We start from the raw sequence: 18,736 nt of genomic DNA on the forward strand, positions 1-18,736 counted from the left end.
ACCACACAGTTCCTGACAGAGGGGTCGCCCGATGGCGAACGAAGAGAAGCTCCGGTACTTCCTCAAGCGGGTCAGCACCGACCTCGAAGCGGCGCACGACCGGATCCGCGAGATGGAGGAGCGTGACACCGAGCCGATCGCCATCATCGGCATGAGCTGCCGCTATCCCGGTGGAGTGCGCTCCCCGGAGGAACTGTGGGACCTGGTCGCCTCAGGCGCCGACGGCATGACCCGCTTCCCGACGGACCGCGGCTGGAACACGGAGTCCGTGTTCCAGCCCGGGGCCGAGGAGACGGGGTACACCGGTGAGGGCGGATTCGTCCACGACGCGGGGGAGTTCGACGCGGCGTTCTTCGGCATCAGTCCGCGCGAGGCGCTGGCCACCGACCCGCAGCAGCGGCTGCTCCTGGAGACCTCCTGGGAAGCGGTCGAGCGGGCGGGGATCGACCCGGAGACGCTGCGCGGAACCCCGACCGGGGTCTTCGCCGGCACCAACGGCCAGGACTACCCCTACCTCCTGATGGGCGCGCCGGGACTGGAGGGATTCACGGGTACGGGAAGCGCCGCCGCCGTGGTCTCCGGGCGGGTCTCCTACACACTGGGCCTCGAGGGGCCCGCCGTCACCGTCGACACCGCCTGCTCGTCCTCCCTGGTGGCCCTGCACCTGGCGGCACAGTCCCTGCGCCGGGGCGAGTGCACGCTGGCGCTCGCCGGCGGGGTGACGGTCATGGCGACCCCCGGCATGTTCAGCAGCTTCAGCGCGCAGGGCGGGCTGGCCGCGGACGGCCGCTGCAAGGCGTTCGCCGCCGCGGCGGACGGCACCGGATTCGCCGAGGGGGCCGGGGTCCTCCTGGTGGAGCGGCTCTCCGACGCCCGGCGGAACGGGCACCAGGTCCTTGCCGTGCTCCGTGGCTCGGCGGTGAACCAGGACGGGGCGAGCAACGGCCTGACCGCCCCGAACGGCCCCTCCCAGCAGCGCGTCATCGAGCAGGCGCTCGCCGACGCGTCACTGACACCGTCACAGGTCGACGTGGTCGAGGCGCACGGTACCGGGACGACGCTGGGCGACCCGATCGAGGCGCAGGCGCTGCTGGCCGCGTACGGGCAGGACCGTCCGTCCGGCCGGCCGCTGTGGCTGGGTTCGGTGAAGTCGAACATCGGTCACACGCAGGCCGCCGCGGGAGTGGCCGGGGTGATCAAGATGGTCATGGCGATGCGACGGGACGCGCTTCCCGCGACGCTGCACGTCGACGCGCCCACACCACAGGTCGACTGGAACGCGGGCGACGTACGGCTGCTGACCGACGCGCAGCCCTGGCCCGAGACCGGGCAGCCCCGGCGCGCCGGCGTCTCCTCCTTCGGTATCAGCGGCACCAACGCCCACGTCATCATCGAACAGGCCGGCACACCGGCCGGCCCGCTCGCCGCCACACCGGCCGGAGGCCAGGTGAGGAGCGGACCCGTCGCCCTCGCCGTCTCCGCGCGCGGCGGTGCGGCGCTGGCCGCGCAGGCCGGCCGGCTGCGCGCCCTGCTCGCCACCCGTCCGGACTACGAGCTGGCGGACGTGGCCCATGCGCTGGTGACCACGCGCACCGCGTTCGACGACAGGGCCGTGGTCGTCGCGGAGGACCGCGACGACGCACTCCTCCAGCTGGAGGCCCTGGCGGACGGCACGGCCGGACCGGTACGAGGCACCGTGACCGAAGGCCGGGTCGCCTTCCTGTTCAGCGGCCAGGGCAGCCAGCGGCTGGGCACGGGACGGGAACTCGCCGAGCGTCACCCGGTCTTCCGCGACGCGTTCGACGAGGTGTGCGCCCACCTGGACCGCCACCTCCAGTACCCCCTGCGCAGCGTGCTGTTCGCCGAGGAGGGCAGCGAGCGAGCGGCCCTGCTGCACCGTACGGCGTACACGCAGGCGGCTCTGTTCGCCATCGAGGTGGCGCTGTTCCGGCTGCTCACCCACTGGGGGGTCCGTCCAGGCCTCCTCGCCGGCCACTCCATCGGCGAGGTGGCCGCCGTACACGTCGCGGGAGTCCTCTCCCTCGAGGAGGCGTGCACTTTCGTCGCGGCGCGGGGACGGCTGATGCAGGCGCTGCCCGAAGGCGGCGCGATGGTGGCCGTAGAGGCACGCGAGGACGAAGTGGTCCGGGTGCTGGAAGGACGCACCGGCCAGGTCTCGGTCGCCGCGGTGAACGGCCCCCGCTCCGTCGTCGTCTCCGGTGACGAGGAGGAAGTACTCGCCGTCGCCGCCCACTTCGAGGGCCGCAACCGCAAGACCAAGCGTCTGAAGGTCAGCCACGCCTTCCACTCCCCGCACATGGACCCGATGCTCGAGGAGTTCGGGCAGGTCCTGAGCACCCTCACGTTCACCGCTCCCGCCCTACCGGTCGTCTCGAACGTGACCGGCCGCATCCTGACGGCCGAGGAGGCCTGCTCGGCCGGCTACTGGGTCTCCCACGTCCGTCGGACCGTCCGGTTCGACGACTGTGTGCGCACCCTGGCCGGCGAGGGCGTGAGGACGTACGTCGAACTGGGCCCCGACGGAGTGCTCAGCGCGATGGCCGCCGACAGCATGGACGAGGGCGCGGACGCCTTCCCCGTGCTGCGGGCCGGACGTCCGGAGGCCGTGACGGCGCTCACCGCGCTGGCCCGCTTGCACGTACGCGGTGTCGACTGCGACTGGCCGGCCCTGTTCCACGGCGCCGGAGAGGTCGACCTGCCCACCTACGCGTTCCAGCGCACCCGCTACTGGCCCGAGTCGCTCGTGTGGACGGCGGCAGCCGACGGGCGGGGCGGCGAGGACCCGGCGGACGCGGGGTTCTGGTCCGCGGTCGAGCGCCAGGACCTCGACGCCGTGACCGGTACGCTCGCCCTCGACGGGGACCAGCCGCTCAGCACCGTGCTCCCGGCTCTCGCCCAGTGGCGGCGCGGCCGGCATGACCAGTCCGTCCTGGACTCATGGCGGTACGAGGTGCAGTGGCGCCTCGCTCCGGAACCCGGCCCCACCGTGCCGTCCGGTACGTGGCTCGTCGTGGGCCCGGAGGACGCCACCCGTGACATCGGGAGCGCCCTCGGCGCCCACGGGGTCCGAGTGCTCCGCGTCCCGGACTCCCCCGACGGCGCCCGCCTGCGGGACGCCCTGCGGGAGGGCGGCGTCACCGGCGTCCTGGCCCTGACCGCACTGACCGATGAGGGGGCCACGGGGCTGCGGGACACCCTCGCGCTCGTACAGATCCTGGCGGACGCCCGGATACGCGTACCGCTGTGGCTGGCCACCCGGGGCGCCGTCGCCGTCGACGCCGCCGACCGGCTGACCGCCCCCGGCCAGGCCATGGTCTGGGGCCTCGGCCAGGTCGTGGCCGTCGAGGAACCCGGTCTCCGGGGAGGCCTGATCGACCTGCCCGACACCCTCGACACCCGCGCCGCCCGCCGTCTGTGCGGAGTGCTCGCGGACGCCCGCGGGACGGAGGACCAACTGGCCATCCGGTCCTCGGGCGTCCACGTACGCCGCCTCGTCCGGTCCGCCCCCCGACTGCCGGACACCCGCACACCGTGGCAGCCCTCCGGCACCGTGCTGGTGACCGGCGGCACCGGCGCCCTGGGCGCCGCCGTCGCCCGCTGGCTCGCCCGCAACGGGGCCGCCCACCTGCTGCTCACGAGCCGCAGCGGCCCCGACGCGCCCGGAGCGCAGGACCTGGAGGCCGAGCTGACGCAGCTCGGGACGCGCGTCACCGTGGCCGCCTGTGACGTCACCGACCGGGAGGCGCTGGCCGCCCTCCTCGACTCGGTACCCCCCGAGCACCCGCTGACCGCGGTCGTCCACACCGCCGGAGTGCTGGACGACGGCATGCTCGGCTCGCTGACGCCCGAGCGCGTCGACCGGGTCCTGCGCCCGAAGACCGAAGCCGTCCTGCACCTGCACGAACTGACCCGCCACCTCGGCCTGTCGGCGTTCGTCCTCTTCTCCTCGCTGGCCGCGACGTTCGGCAACGCCGGCCAGGCCGCGTACGCCGCCGGCAACGCCTTCCTCGACGCGATCGCCACCGTCCGCCGGGCCCAGGCACTGCCCGCCACGTCCATCGGATGGGGTGCCTGGGAAGGCTCCGGCATGGCCGCCGACCCACTGGTGGCCGAACGCGTACGCCGGGGCGGCATGCCTCCGCTGCCGCCCGGACTCGCGATGCGGGCCCTGCGGCAGGCGGTCGAAGGGGGCGCGCCCCACACGGTCGTCGCCGACATCGACTGGGAGCGCTTCGCGCCCGCCCTGCCGCCCGGCAGGTCCGCGTTCATCAGCGAGATCCCCGACGTGCAGCGGCTGCGGGCGGTGGCCGGCGCCCCCGCGCCGGAGAAGTCCGAGGGCGCCCTGCACGAGCAACTGGCGGGCACATCACCGCAGGAGGCCGAGCGCGTCCTGCTCGCCCTGGTCTGCGGGCAGGCCGCCGCGGTACTCGGCCACACCTCGGTGGACGGAGTGCAGCCCGGCCGCGCCTTCCGGGAGCTGGGCTTCGACTCCCTGACCGCCGTGGAGCTGCGCAACCTGCTCGGCGCGAGCACCGGCCTGGCCCTGCCCGCCACCCTCGTCTTCGACTATCCGACCCCGCTGGTCCTCTCCCGGCACCTGCGGGACGAGCTCGGCGGCTCCCGGACGGGGCCGGGCGAGGAGGGGCCCGTCACCGTCCTGGACGACGACCCGATCGCCATCGTCGGCATGAGCTGCCGCTTCCCCGGCGGGGTACGGTCCCCTGAGGAGTTCTGGGACCTCCTGGAGACGGGGACCGACGCGGTCTCTCCGCTGCCCGACGACCGCGGCTGGGACATCGAACGGCTCTACAGCGCGGACCCCGACCAGCAGGGCACGTCGTACGTACGTGAAGGCGGCTTCCTACGGGATGTCGCCGACTTCGACGCCGCCTTCTTCGGTATCGCGCCACGCGAGGCGCTGGCCATGGACCCGCAGCAGCGCCTGCTCCTCGAGACGTCGTGGGAGGCGTTCGAACGGGCCGGCATCGACCCCGCCGCGGTGCGCGGAGGGAGGGTCGGTGTCTTCGCGGGCACCAACAGCCAGGACTACACAGGTCTTCTGATGGGCTCGGCCGAGAGCGCCGAAGGCTTCGTGGCCACCGGCAACGCCGCCAGTGTGGTCTCCGGAAGGATCTCGTACGCGCTCGGTCTCGAAGGACCCGCCGTGACCGTGGACACGGCGTGCTCGTCCTCACTGGTCGCCCTGCACCTCGCCGTACAGGCCCTGCGCGCGGGCGAGTGCACCCTGGCCCTGGCCGGCGGGGTCACCGTGATGTCGACACCTTCGGCGTTCATCGAGTTCAGCCGGCAGCGCGGCCTGTCCTCCGACGGCAGGTGCAAGGCGTTCGCCGAGTCCGCCGACGGCACGGGCTGGGGGGAAGGCGTCGGCGTCCTCCTGGTCGAACGGCTCTCGGACGCCCGCCGCAACGGCCGGCAGGTGCTGGCCGTCGTACGGGGCTCCGCGGTCAACCAGGACGGGGCGAGCAACGGCCTGACCGCGCCCAACGGCCCCTCGCAGCAACGGGTCATCCGCCAGGCGCTGGCCGGGGCGGGTCTGACCCCCGGAGAGGTCGACGCCGTCGAGGCGCACGGCACCGGGACGACGCTGGGCGACCCGATCGAGGCGCAGGCGCTGCTGGCCGCGTACGGGCAGGACCGTCCGTCCGGCCGGCCGCTGTGGCTGGGTTCGGTGAAGTCGAACATCGGTCACACGCAGGCCGCCGCGGGAGTGGCCGGGGTGATCAAGATGGTCATGGCGATGCGGCACGGCGTGCTGCCCCCCACCCTGCACGTGGACGAGCCGTCGTCGCACGTCGACTGGTCGGCAGGCGCGGTGGCGCTGCTGACGGAACCGGTCGGCTGGCCGGAGACGGACCGTCCGCGCCGCGCGGGCGTGTCGTCGTTCGGCGTGAGCGGCACGAACGCGCACACCATCATCGAGGAGGCCCCCGCCGCCGTCCCCGCCCCGGCGGCCCCCGCCCCGGACGCCCCCCTCGACCCGGGCGCCGACACCGTGTGGGTGCTGTCAGGAAAGACGCGCGATGCCCTGCGCGAACAGGCCTCGCGGCTGCTCGCCGCGGTCGGCACCGCGGAACCCGCGGCCCTCGCCCACGCCCTGGCGACGACCCGGTCCAGCTTCGAGCACCGTGCGGCCGTCGTGGCCCGGGAACCCGCGGAGTTCGAGGCGGCCCTGCGGGTCCTGGCCGCCGACGGCTCGGCGGCCGGCATCGTCCGGGGGAGCGCGGCCCGCGACACAGGGCCCGTGCTCGTCTTCCCCGGGCAGGGCGCCCAGTGGCCCGGGATGGCCAAGGAACTCCTGGACACCTCGCCCGTGTTCGCCGCGCGCCTCACCGCCTGCGCGCATGCCCTCGCGCCGCACACCGACTGGTCGCTGGAAGACGTCGTACGGGAGGCCCCGGGCGCCCCCGGCCTCGACAGGGTCGACGTGGTGCAGCCCGTGCTGTGGGCGGTCATGGTGTCGCTCGCGGAGCTGTGGCGTGCCTGCGGAGTGCGTCCTGCCGCGGTGCTCGGCCACTCGCAGGGCGAGATAGCCGCCGCCACCGTGGCCGGCGCGCTGTCCATCGAGGACGCCGCGCGCGTCGTGGCCCTGCGGAGCCGGGCGCTGCTCGCCCTGTCCGGCCAGGGAGGCATGGCATCGGTCGGGGAGTCCGCCCGGCTGCTGCGCGAGCGGCTCACCGCATGGGGCGACCGGTTGTCGGTGGCCGCCGTCAACGGCCCCTCGTCCGCCGTCGTCGCGGGGGATCCCGAGGCGCTGGAGGAGCTGCTGAGCGCCTGCGAGGCCGACGGGGTACGCGCCCGACGCATCGCGGTCGACTACGCCTCGCACTCCGCCCAGGTCGAGGCCATCCGCGAGGAGCTGGACCGGCTGCTCACCGGAATCCTCCCCCGCTCCTCCGCCGTGCCGTTCTATTCGACGCTCACGGGCACGACGGTCGACACCGCGACGCTGGACGCCGGGTACTGGTTCCGCAACCTGCGTTCCACGGTGGAGTTCGAGGCCGCCACCCGGGCGGCACTCGCCGACGGCCACCGTGTGTTCCTCGAGGTCGGCCCCCACCCGGTGATGGCGCTGGGGCTCCAGGAGACGTTCGAGGCCGTCGGGACCGGGGCGACCGCACTGGGGACCCTGCGGCGCGACGAGGGCGGTGCCCAGCGCTTCCTGACGTCCCTGGCCGAAGCACACGTCGCCGGTGTGTCCCCCGACTGGCGCACCGTGTTCGGCCACCGCACGGGTCACGTCGGACTGCCCACGTACGCCTTCCAGCGCACCCGGTACTGGCCGAAGCCCGCCGCGCTCCCCGCCCCGGCGGAACGCCGGGATCCCGTGGACGACGCGTTCTGGACCGCCGTGGAGAGCGAGGACCCCCACATGCTCGCGGGGATGCTCGGAGCCGGCGACGACGAAACCCGGAGCTCGTGGGAGAGCGTCCTGCCGTCCCTGACGTCCTGGAGGCGCGAGCGCCGCGAGCAGTCCGTCGTGGACGGCTGGCGCTACACGGTCGGCTGGAAGCCCGTCGTCCCGGCCACGGTCCCGGCCCCCTCGGGCACCTGGCTGGTCGTCAGCGCGACCGGGGCGGCGCCGGACGCGCGTGAAGCCGTCGAGCAGGAGCTCGCGCGCCACGGGGCCCGCACGGTCCAGGTGCTGTTCGAGTCCGACGACACCGGACGGGCCATGGCGCTCCAGCGCCTCGGGGAGGCCCTGCCCGACGGGCGGATCGAGGGCGTCCTGTCCTTCCTGGCCGAGGACGACCGCCCCGACCCGTTCCACCCCGTCGTACCCGCCGGTGTCGCGGCCACCACCTCCCTGATCCAGGCGATGACCGATCTCGGCCTCGTGGCACCCCTGTGGTGCCTCACCCGGGGGGCGGTCTCCGTCGACGGCTCCGGCCCGCTCACCGGCCCCGCCCAGGCGCAGATCTGGGGACTGGGCCGCGTGATCGGCCTCGAGCACCCCGAACGATGGGGCGGCCTCATCGACCTTCCGGCACAGCCGGACGAAGGGTCCGCCGCCCAGGTGTGCCGCCTCCTGGCCGGGGCCGGGGACGAGGACCAGGTGGCCGTGCGCCCCCAGGGGGTGTACGCCCGCCGTCTCGTACGCTCCCCGGCCGGCCCACGGCCGGCCACGCCGTCGTCGCCCTGGAAGCCGCGCGGCACGGCCCTGGTCACGGGAGGCATGGGAGCGCTGGGGTCGCACGTGGCACGCTGGCTCGCGGTTCGAGGCGCCGAACACCTGGTCCTGACCGGGCGCCGGGGCGAGGCGACCCCCGGGGCGGCGGCACTGAAGGACGAACTCACCGCGCTGGGCGCCCGGGTGACGCTCGCGGCCTGTGACGTGGCCGACCGCGAGGCCCTGGCCGCCCTGGTGAAGAACCTGGCACAGGACGAGAAGTCGCCCGTGCGCACCGTGGTGCACGCCGCCGGCGAGACCCTCGTGTCCGCCTTGGAGGAGAGCGACCCCGCCGAGTTCGCCCGGGTCATGTCCGCGAAGGCGGCGGGCGCGACCCACCTGGACGAACTCTTCGCGGACGACTCGCTGGACGCCTTCGTACTGTTCGCCTCCGGCGCGGGCGTCTGGGGCGGCTCGGGACAGGGCGCCTACGCGGTCAGCAACTGCCACCTCGACGCACTCGCCGAGCGCCGCCACGCCCGCGGGCAGGCGGCCACGTCGGTCGCCTGGGGCGGCTGGGCCGGCGGAGGCATGGTGGACACCTCCGCCGAGTCCACGCTGACCCGCCTCGGGGTCCGTCCCATGGAGCCCGGGACAGCGGTCCGTGCCCTGGTCCAGGCGGTGGAGCGGCGTGAGACCTGCCTGACGGTCGCCGACGTCGACTGGGCGCGGTTCGCCCCCGCGTTCACGATGGCCAGGCCTCGTCCGCTGATCGGTGACATACCCGAGGCGGCCGCCGCGCTCCAGCCCTCCGAGGACCACGACGACGCGGCCGGGGCCGCCTCCCTCCCGGACCGGCTGGCCGGAGCCTCGGACTCCGAGCGTAAACGGCTGCTGCTTGACCTCGTGCGGTCCGAGGCGGCAGCGGTACTCGGGCATCCCGCCGCCGACGCCGTCGACCCCCTCCGGGCGTTCCGGGAGATGGGCTTCGACTCGGTCATGGCCGTCGAGTTGCGCAACCGCCTGAACACCGCCACAGGGCTGCGGCTGGAGACCACCGTCGTCTTCGACGAACCGTCGCCCACCGGCCTGCGGGACCGGCTGCTGCGTGAACTGCTGCCACAGGGCCCGGAGTCACCCGCCGAGGCGGACGAAGCAGAGATCCGTTCGTTCCTGGCCACCGTCCCGATGGCCAGGCTCCGCGAATCAGGGCTCCTGGACGCGCTGCTGCGCCCGGAGGGCGCCGCGGCCCCGGAGGAGCAGCGAGTGCCCCTGTCCGACGACCGCGTGTCCGACGACCACGCGTCCGACGACCACGCGTCCGACGACCGGGTGGACGAGATCAACGCCATGGACGTCACCGCCCTCGTCCGCATGGCGACACGAACGAAGGAAGCCTGATGCGACGAGCAGCGTGGAGCACATGATGGGGACGCAGGTCGAAGAGATCGTCGAAGCGCTACGGGCGTCTCTCGTGGAGAACGAGCGGCTGCGCCGACAGCACCAGAGCCTCGTCGAGGAGCGGACGGAACCGGTCGCCGTCGTCGCGATGAGCTGTCGTCTGCCCGGCGGCGTACGGTCGCCGGAGGACCTGTGGCGCCTCGTCACGGACGGCACGGACGCCATGTCGCCCGTCCCCGACGGCCGGGGCTGGGACGTGGACTGGCTGCGCGGGCTGGGTGACACCGGCATCACCCCGGAGGGCGGGTTCGTCCAGGACGCCGACGCGTTCGACGCCGCCCTGTTCGGCATCGGGCCCCGCGAGGCGCTGGCGATGGACCCGCAGCAGCGGTTGCTGCTCGAGTCGTCGTGGGAACTGTTCGAGCGGGCCGGGATCGCCCCGTCGTCCCTGCGGGGCACCGGCACCGGCGTGTTCGTCGGGGCCTCCTCCTCGGGTTACAGCGCGGGGATGTACGGCGACGCCCAGGGCAGCGACAGCTACCTGCTCACGGGCGGTGCCGGCAGCGTCATCTCCGGCCGGGTGGCCTACATCCTCGGCCTCCAGGGGCCGGCGATCACGGTCGACACCGCCTGCTCGTCGTCGCTCGTCGCCATCCACCTGGCCGCCCGGTCGCTGCGCGACGGGGAATGCTCGCTGGCCCTGGCGGGCGGGGTGACGGTGATGGCCACCCCCGGCGCGTTCGTCGAGTTCAGCAAGCAGCGCGGACTCGCCGGCGACGGACGCTGCAAGTCGTTCGCGGCCGGCGCCGACGGAACGGGCTGGGGGGAAGGCGTGGGCGTCATCCTCCTGGAACGCCTCTCCGACGCCCGCAGGAACGGCCGCAAGGTGCTGGCCGTGCTGCGCGGCAGCGCGGTCAACCAGGACGGAGCGAGCAACGGACTCACGGCTCCCAGCGGGCCCGCTCAGCGACGCGTCATCGCCCAGGCACTCGCCGACGCGGGAATCGGCCCCGCCGACGTGGACGCCGTGGAGGCGCACGGCACCGGCACGGTGCTCGGCGACCCGATCGAGGCACAGGCCCTCCTCGCGGCCTACGGCCGCGACCGCCCGGCGGACCGGCCCCTGTACCTCGGCACCGTGAAGTCGAACGTCGGGCACACCCAGGCCGCCGCCGGCGCCGTCGGTGCCATCAAGACCGTCCTGGCGCTCGGCCACGGAGCGCTGCCCATGACCCTGCACGTCGACGCTCCCACCCCGCACGTCGACTGGTCGGGCGGTGCCGTGTCCCTGCTGACCCGGACCACGCCCTGGCCGGATACGGGGCGGCCCCGCCGCGCAGGCGTCTCGGCGTTCGGGCTCAGCGGGACGAACGCGCACCTGATCCTGGAACAGGCACCCGCCGACGAGCCCGCCACCGGCGCCACCACCGAGCTCCCCGTCGTCCCGTTCCTGGTCTCCGCCCGCACCGACGAAGCCCTCAGGGGCCAGGCGGCCCGCCTCCTCGACCGGCTGGGCGAAGATCCCGGACAGTCCCCGACGGACCTCGGATACTCGCTGGCGGTCTCCCGCGCGGCACTCGACCGCCGGGCGGTGGTACTCGCCGACGACCGCGCCGGCCTGGTCCGCGGGCTGACGTCCCTGGCCGGCGGCGAGGCGGCCCCGGGCCTGATCCGGAGCACCGACCGGGCAGGGGAGGGCACCGCCTTCCTCTTCACCGGGCAGGGCAGCCAGCGGCCGGGCATGGCGGACGAGCTGTACGCGGTCTTCCCCGCGTTCGCCACGGCGCTGGACGCCGTCTGCGAGCAGTTCGACCCGCACCTGGGGACCTCGTTGCGCGCGGTGATGTCGGGCGCGGACCCGGCCGTGCTCGACCGGACCGCTTTCGCCCAGCCCGCGCTCTTCGCGTACGAAGTCGCCCTGTACCGCCTGCTGGAGAGCTGGGGCGTGCGTCCCGACGCGGTCGCCGGCCACTCACTCGGGGAGATCACCGCCGCGCACGTCGCCGGGGTGCTGTCGCTCGAGGACGCCTGCACCTTCGTCGCGGCCCGTGGCCGCCTGATGCAGGCCATGCCGGCCGGCGGCATGATGGTGGCCCTGGAGGCGTCCGAGCAGGAGGTGCGGGACCTCCTCGGCGCCGGAACCGGTGTGTCGGTCGCCGCCGTCAACGGGCCGTCGTCCCTCGTCCTGTCCGGGGACCGGGACGAGGTGCAGGACATCGTCACCCTGTGGACCAAGCAGGGACGCAGGCACAAGGAGCTGCGGACCAGTCACGCCTTCCACTCGGCGCACATGGACGCCATGCTGGACGATCTCCGCTCGGTCGCCGGGACCCTGACCTTCCGGCCGGCCCGGACCGACCTCGTCAGCGCCACGACGGGGGAGCCCCTCACGACAGCCCAGGCGCTCAGCCCCGGTCACTGGACGCGGCACGTCCGGGAGACCGTCCGGTTCGCCGACGCCGTACGGCGACTGCGCGACGACCGGATCGGAACCTTTCTGGAGATCGGCCCCGACGGGGTGCTCACCGCCCTCGCCCAGGACTGCCTCGCAGGCCGGGACGGCCCCGAGCCGCCCCTCCTGGTCGCCGCTCAGCACCGCGACCGCTCGCCGGTGCGCGCCCTGTTCACCGCGCTGGCCGAACTCCATGTGCACGGCCTCCCCGTCGACTGGGCCGCGGTGTTCGCGGGGCGGGACGCCCGCCTGGCCGAGCTGCCGACCTACGCCTTCCAGCGCCGCCGGTACTGGCCCGCACCTCCCGCCCACGTTTCCGGCGCACCGGCCGCCCCCGTCGAGGCGGGCGTCCGGGACACGGAGGACGTCCCGCCCGCCGGGACCCCGGCCGGACTGGCCGCACGACTGGCCGATGCCACTCCGGCCGGCCGGCACACGCTGCTGCTCGGAGTCGTCACCACCTGGGCCGCCGCCGCACTGGGGCTCCCCTCGGCGGAAGAGCTGGACACCGGAAGGGACTTCCTCGAGCAGGGCTTCGACTCCCTGACCGCCCTTGAGCTGCGCAACAGCCTCCAGAAGGTGCTGGGGACCGGCGAGCTGTCGGCCACGCTGCTCTTCGACCACCCCACCCCGTCACGCCTGGCGCGGCACCTGTCCGGTTTGCTCGAAGGCGACGGCGACGGGGCCACCGCGCCCCCTGCGGGACCGGGAGGCGGCATCCTCGGGCCCCTCCTCCAGCACACCCGGTCCACCGGCCAGGCCGTGGAGTACGCCAAGGTGCTGATGCAGCTTGCCGCGTTCCGGGAGGTCTACGACAGCGAGGCGCCCCCCGCCCAGGCCGCCCCGGTCGTCCGCCTGGCGGCGGGCGACGGCCTGCCGCTCATCTGCCTCTGCACGATGTCGATGCTCTCCGGCCCGCACGAGTACGCGCGCCTGGCCGCCGGCTTCCGAGGGGAACGCGACGTGTACGCGCTCCCGCACCCCGGCTTCGCGGAGGGCGAGAAGCTCCCCGAGGACTTCGACGTCCTGATGCGCACGCACGCCGACGCGGTCCTGCGCACGGTGGGGGACAGACCGTTCGTCGTCACCGGGCACTCCGGCGGTGCGCTGCTGGCCAACGCGCTCTCGCACGAACTCGACGGGCGGGGCCGGCCGCCGGCCGCCGTCGTCCTGCTGGACAGCTATCCCGCTGACAGCGAGGTGATGGCCACCTGGATGCCCGAACTACTCGAAGGGATGGTCGAACGCGACGACGCGTACACCCCGATGGACGACTTCCGCGCCACGGCGTGGGCCGCCTACCTCCCTTTCCTCTACGCCTGCCGCGCACGGCCCGTCGACGTACCCACACTCCTGGTGCGGGCGGGGGAGCCCCTGCGCGCGTGGTCGGGCGAAGGCGACTGGCATGCCGTCTGGCCCCTGCCCCACTCGGTCGCCGACACCGAGGGGAACCACTTCACCATGCTCGGTGAGCACGCCGGGCCCCTGGCACACCGTATGCGCGAATGGCTCACGGAGCAGGGGTGCTGAGAACAGGGGCGCCGACAACCGACGCACGAAATCCGCGACGCCCCACAGGGGTCGACGGACGATAGATAGGGGTTGCCGTCAATTCGGCCGAATCCATAGTCTGCGGACCGGAGTCGACTTGGCGAGCCCGTTCCTTCGCATCAACTCTGCCCACGAATGGTTGAATTATGCCTGCCGACGTCAAGCCGAAAATCGGCGACGATGCCCAGATATCGCTCGACAGCCAGGAGAAGGGCGAACTGACCCTTCTGGCCGAGCAGCTGCGTGACTTCGGTCCGCGCCTGAACGACGACCCCCGCTGGACGTCCGAGGCGAGGGAGCTCTCCTGCCGGCTTCCCACGCGGCTGCGCCAGACACTGCGCCGGTTCACGTGGAACTCCGGGCGTGAGGCCATGCTCCTGGTGCGCAACCTGCCGGTGGACGTGCACGACGTCCCCGACACGCCGACGGTCCGCGGCTCCGTCCAGCGCGGGACCACCACGCCGGCGTCCGCGCTCATGCTCATCGCCATGGCCCTGGGCGAGGTGATCGCGTTCGACAAGGAGAAGACCGGCGCGCTCGTGCAGGACGTGGTTCCGGTCCCCGGAATGGAACAATTCCAGGGGAATGCCGGATCCATCAAGCTCAACATGCACACGGAGAACGCCTTCCACGAGCACAAGCCCGACCTGGTGGGTCTGATGTGCCTGCGGAACGACCACGAGAACGTCGCCGGTCTGCGCGTCGCCTCCGTGCGCAACGCCGTTCCGCTGCTTTCCGCCCGCACCAGGGAAATACTCCATCAACCGCGATTCGTGACCATGGCGCCGGCATCCTTCGAGATCGCCGACGGCTTGGAGGAACCGCACGGAATCCTCGCCGGCAGTTTCGAGGACCCCGACCTGAAGGTGGACTTCAGCAGCACCATCCCGTCCGACGACGAAGCCGCTCAGGCCATGTCCGAGCTCGAGACCGTCATCGACCGGGTGGCCCACACGCTGATCCTCGGCCCAGGCGACCTGGCTCTCGTCGACAACCGGCTGGCCCTGCACGGCCGCAACTCCTTCCAGCCCCGCTACGACGGCCGGGACCGCTGGCTCCAACGTGTCTTCGTCCACCTGGACTTCCGCAGGTCCCGCGTCATGCGCGCGGCGGACGGCCAGGTGCTCGGCGCCGGCGAAACGGCTCGCTGACCGGACGTGACGCACTCCCGACCGACCCGAAACGAAAGAGGTACTCCCATGTCCGCGGGTGAGGACGACAACGTCTACAGCCGGCCCGTGTCGCCCACCGAGACATGGTTCCTGGTGTACCCCGAGTCGGTCCCCGGTGTCATCCAGCTCGTCATCGAGGGGGACGGCCGCATCGGTCACGCCGAGCTGACCCGAGCTGTGGAGACCGCGTCCCGGGCCTGCCCCGGGGCGCGACTCACCCGGCAGGACATGACCTGGGTGGACAGCGGAGTGGCACCGGCCGTGCGGGTCCTGCCCGGTGACCGGGTCGACAGGCACACCTTCGCCGGCGCGGCGGAGCTGCACAGCCCCCTGATGGGCAAAGACGGCGGGCCCACCTGCGAACTCCTGCTCCTCACCGGCGCGGAGTCGGACACGCTGGTCGTGCGCGCGTTCCACGGCGTCATGGACGGCCAGGGAGTCCGCACCTGGGCGGAGGACATCTTCCGGGTGCTGCGCGGCGAGGAGCCCCTCGGCGCGCCCTCACGCATCACGGAGAACGAGCTGATCGAGCAGGCCGGCGCCCCCGAGGAGCGGGAGGTCACCCCTGACCTCGACTGGCCCTCCGCGCTCGGTTCCCGCCCCCAGGGCCGGCACGACTTCTTCTGGCGCAGGCGCACCATCGACGGCACGCACCCCGCGCTCGTCGCCAAGACGGCCCGGGCCGTCACCCAGGCGTGCGGCCTGCGTACCGGCAGGTTCCTCGTCCCCGTCGACCTGCGCAGGTACCTGCCCGGACTCCGCTCGACCGGCAACCTCACCAACAACCCGCTGTACGAGGTGCAGGGTGACGCGAGCTGGGAGGAGGCCCACCAGCAGCTACTGTCCGTCCTGTCGACGGGTCAGGACCTGGCCGCCCGCGTCGACCCCTCACTGCCCGGCCAGAACCTGACGGAGCTGCACCAGCAGATCATGGGCCTGGACGCCTACTCCGCGCAGCGGGGCTGCTACAGCAGCCTTGCCACGCTCTCCCACATGGGCCGGGTCGCCCCCGCCGTCTTCAGCACGCGTACGTTCCACGCCACGACCGTCTACTCGCTGCCCAATTCCGGGCCCCTGGGCCCGCCGGAGATCAACGCCGTCGAGTTCGGCGACCGGACAGAGATCACCATCGGCTGGTACGACGGTCCGCAGACCCCGGACCGCGCGGAGGCGCTGCTCGACCGCATCGAGGAGGCGCTGTCCCCACGGGCGCACCGTGAGTGGGACCGCAACAGGACCCGGCAGCCGCTCGCCCGCCCGGGTACCGCCGTCGACCAGTTCCGCCGTCAGGTCTCCCGCACACCCGGTGCGATCGCCCTGACCGGTCCCGAGGGGGACGTGACCTTCGATGAACTGGACCGCCGGGCGGACGCCGTCGCCGTCGCGCTGCTGGACAGGGGCGTCGGACGCGACGACGTGGTGGGCCTGCTGGCCGGCCGTACGGTCGCGGCGATGGCCGCCATCTGGGGCGTGCTGAAAGCAGGTGCGGCCTACCTGCCGCTCGACCCGCAGCAGCCCGACCACCGGCTCGCCGACCTCCTGACGGACGCCGGGGCCACCGTGTGCCTGGTCGAGCAGGTCCACGCCGGGCGCCGGCTCACCCCGGACGCCGGATGCGACGTGGTGGTGCTCGGGACACTGGAGCCCTCGGACCGCCGCCCCGAAGGCGTCGAGGTGCGGCCGGAGGACCTCGCGTACGTCATCTACACGTCGGGATCGACCGGGCGCCCCAAGGGTGTGGAGATCGAGCACCGCCAGCTCGCCACCTTCATCAGCTGGGCGACCCGCGTCTACGGGGTGGATTCCACCACCCGGTTCCCACTCTTCACGTCGCTCGCCTTCGACCTCTCCAACACGGCGATCTTCCTGCCGGTGCTGGCCGGCGGATCGATCGCGCTCGTACCCGACGAACCCAACCACGTGGTGCTGCGCGACATGCTGGAGAGCTCCGGGGCCAACGCGCTGAAACTCACCCCCACGCATCTCGACCTCATCGGCAGGCTGGGCCTGGCCCCGACCGGATTCCGGGCGGTCATCGCCGGCGGGGAACTCCTCCGGGGTGCCGTCGCCGACCGCGCGCAGCAGCTCTTCGGACCCCGCTGCGGCATCTTCAACGAGTACGGGCCCACCGAGACGACCATCGGCTGCATGACGCGTCGCTTCGATCCGGAGCACGACGCGGACCTGCCGTCCGTGCCCATAGGCGTGCCCACCGACAACACCCGGATCCATCTGATCGGCCCCGACGGCCGGCACGTGGCCCCGGGCGAGGTGGGCGAGATGTACCTCGCCGGTGATCAGCTCGCCCGGGGCTACCGCGGCAGGCCCGACCTCGTCCGCGAACGGTTCACGGTCCTCGCCGACGGCACCCGGGTGTACCGCAGTGGCGACCTGGCCCGGATGCTGGACTCGGGTGAGCTGGAGTCCGTCGGCCGCAACGACGAGCAGGTCAAGGTGCTCGGCTACCGCATCGAGCCCGCCGAGGTCGCCAAGGCGCTGGAAGAACACCCGGCCGTGGCCACGGCCTTCGTCACCGGCCTGGTCAGGCCGGGCACCACCGACAAGGTGCTGTGCGCCTACGTCGTCCTGCGCGAAGAGGTCTCCGAGGAGGAGCTCACCGCCCACGTCGCCGGCCGGCTGCCCCGGTACATGGTGCCGGCCACCATGACGGTCGTGCCCGAACTGCCCCGGACGGTCAACGAGAAGGTCGACGTCGCCGCGCTGCCGGTCCCGTTCAGCGGGCCGCAGGCCGATGCCGCTGCCGCGGAGGCGAAGGCGCGCAGCGCGGTGGAGGAGGAGGTGGCCAAGATCTGGGCGCGGGTCCTCGCGGTGGACGTCAACCGGCTCGGCGGCGACACGGACTTCCACGGGCTCGGCGGCGACTCGGCCACCCTGCTGGCGATGCTGGCCGCGGTCAGCGACGAGGTCGTGGGCTCCCGGCGGGAGCGTGCGTTCATGGCGGCCCTGCCGGAGATCCTCCGACGGCCCACCCTCGCGAAGGTCGCGGAGATCTCCGAGCGCGCGCGTGACGGACAGGCGGTCACGGGTGGCTGACTCGGGGCGGGGCAACATCGTCGCGATCAGTGACGTCCACGTGCGCTACGACGAGAACAGGAAGATCGTCGACGGGATCGAACCGGAGAACGACGAGGACTGGCTGATCGTCGCGGGGGACATCGGTGAGATCGTCTCGGACATCGAATGGGCGCTGCGCACGCTGCGTGACCGCTTCGCCAAGGTCATCTGGGCGCCGGGGAACCACGAGCTGTGGACCGCGCCCGACGACCCCGTGCAGCTGCGTGGTGAGGCGCGCTATCTGCACCTCGTGGACATCTGCCGCAAGCTCGGGGTCTCCAGTCCCGAAGACCCCTACCCGGTCTGGGAGGGAGAGGGCGGTCCCGTCGCCGTGGCACCGCTCTTCCTCCTGTACGACTACTCGTTCCGCCCCCCGGGGACGTACTCCAAGGCTGCGGCGCTTCAGGTGGCCGAGGACGCCGGGGTGGTCTGCAGTGACGAGTTCCTGCTGCATCCGGACCCCTATCCCAGCCGCGAGGCGTGGTGCCGGGCCCGCGTGCGGATGACCGAGGCGCGTCTCTCGGCTCTCCCGGAGGACCTGCCCACCGTCCTGGTCAACCACTGGCCGCTCGTGCGCGAACCGACGCGGGTGCTCTGGCGGCAGGAGTTCGCACTGTGGTGCGGAACGACGGCGACCGCCGACTGGCACACGCGGTTCCGTGCCCGTTCGGTGGTCTACGGGCACCTGCACATCCCCAGGGTGATCCGCTGCGACGGCGTGCCCCACCACGAGGTCTCCCTGGGGTACCCCCGCGAATGGCAACGGCGTCAGGGCACCCCGGGCCGCCTGGTCCGGATCCTGCCGACCGTCACCTCGCCTCACAGAGAGCCGGTGTGATGACCGTTTCGTACGAACGCCCTGCTGGAGCACCCGCGTCCGCCACGCGTGGCCGGGTGGCCGAACTGCTGGCGCTGCGTGAGCAGGCCCGGCGTGGA

At 73.1% G+C, this 18,736-nt stretch carries 4 protein-coding genes and 1 pseudogene; all 5 read left to right on the plus strand.

Translation table 11 applies throughout. The features are described 5' to 3' along the window. Positions 1 to 31: 31 nt before the first annotated feature. Positions 32 to 9,550, plus strand: coding sequence for a type I polyketide synthase (locus ACHFIV_RS11250; RefSeq protein ID WP_398966392.1), 9,519 nt, complete (start codon positions 32 to 34; stop codon positions 9,548 to 9,550). Positions 9,551 to 9,608: 58 nt separating this feature from the next. Next, positions 9,609 to 13,532 (plus strand): annotated as a pseudogene (locus tag ACHFIV_RS11255) (type I polyketide synthase); the annotation flags it as partial. A 167-nt stretch (positions 13,533 to 13,699) separates the two neighbouring features. Then, the gene (locus tag ACHFIV_RS11260; RefSeq protein ID WP_398966397.1) at positions 13,700 to 14,704 is read left to right on the plus strand and encodes a TauD/TfdA family dioxygenase; all 1,005 of its coding nucleotides are present in this window, start codon (positions 13,700 to 13,702) and stop codon (positions 14,702 to 14,704) included. Positions 14,705 to 14,752: 48 nt separating this feature from the next. Then, entirely contained in the window at positions 14,753 to 17,779 is a 3,027-nt protein-coding gene (locus tag ACHFIV_RS11265) for an amino acid adenylation domain-containing protein (protein ID WP_398966400.1), read from the plus strand. Next, positions 17,772 to 18,638, plus strand: a complete 867-nt coding sequence (locus tag ACHFIV_RS11270; protein ID WP_398966403.1) for a metallophosphoesterase family protein — start codon at positions 17,772 to 17,774, stop codon at positions 18,636 to 18,638. The genes ACHFIV_RS11265 and ACHFIV_RS11270 overlap by 8 nt, the downstream gene beginning before the upstream one ends. The last annotated feature ends 98 nt before the right edge of the window (positions 18,639 to 18,736 follow it).

The organism is Streptomyces sp. ALB3, from assembly GCF_044385685.1.
Taxonomy (GTDB): Bacteria; Actinomycetota; Actinomycetes; order Streptomycetales; family Streptomycetaceae; genus Streptomyces.

Bases quoted from the DNA above. Each gene is read 5' to 3' on its own strand.
- ACHFIV_RS11250 (WP_398966392.1), top strand. From the start codon at position 32: ATGGCGAACGAAGAGAAGCTCCGGTACTTCCTCAAGCGGGTCAGCACC.
- ACHFIV_RS11260 (WP_398966397.1), top strand. From the start codon at position 13,700: ATGCCTGCCGACGTCAAGCCGAAAATCGGCGACGATGCCCAGATATCG.
- ACHFIV_RS11265 (WP_398966400.1), top strand. From the start codon at position 14,753: ATGTCCGCGGGTGAGGACGACAACGTCTACAGCCGGCCCGTGTCGCCC.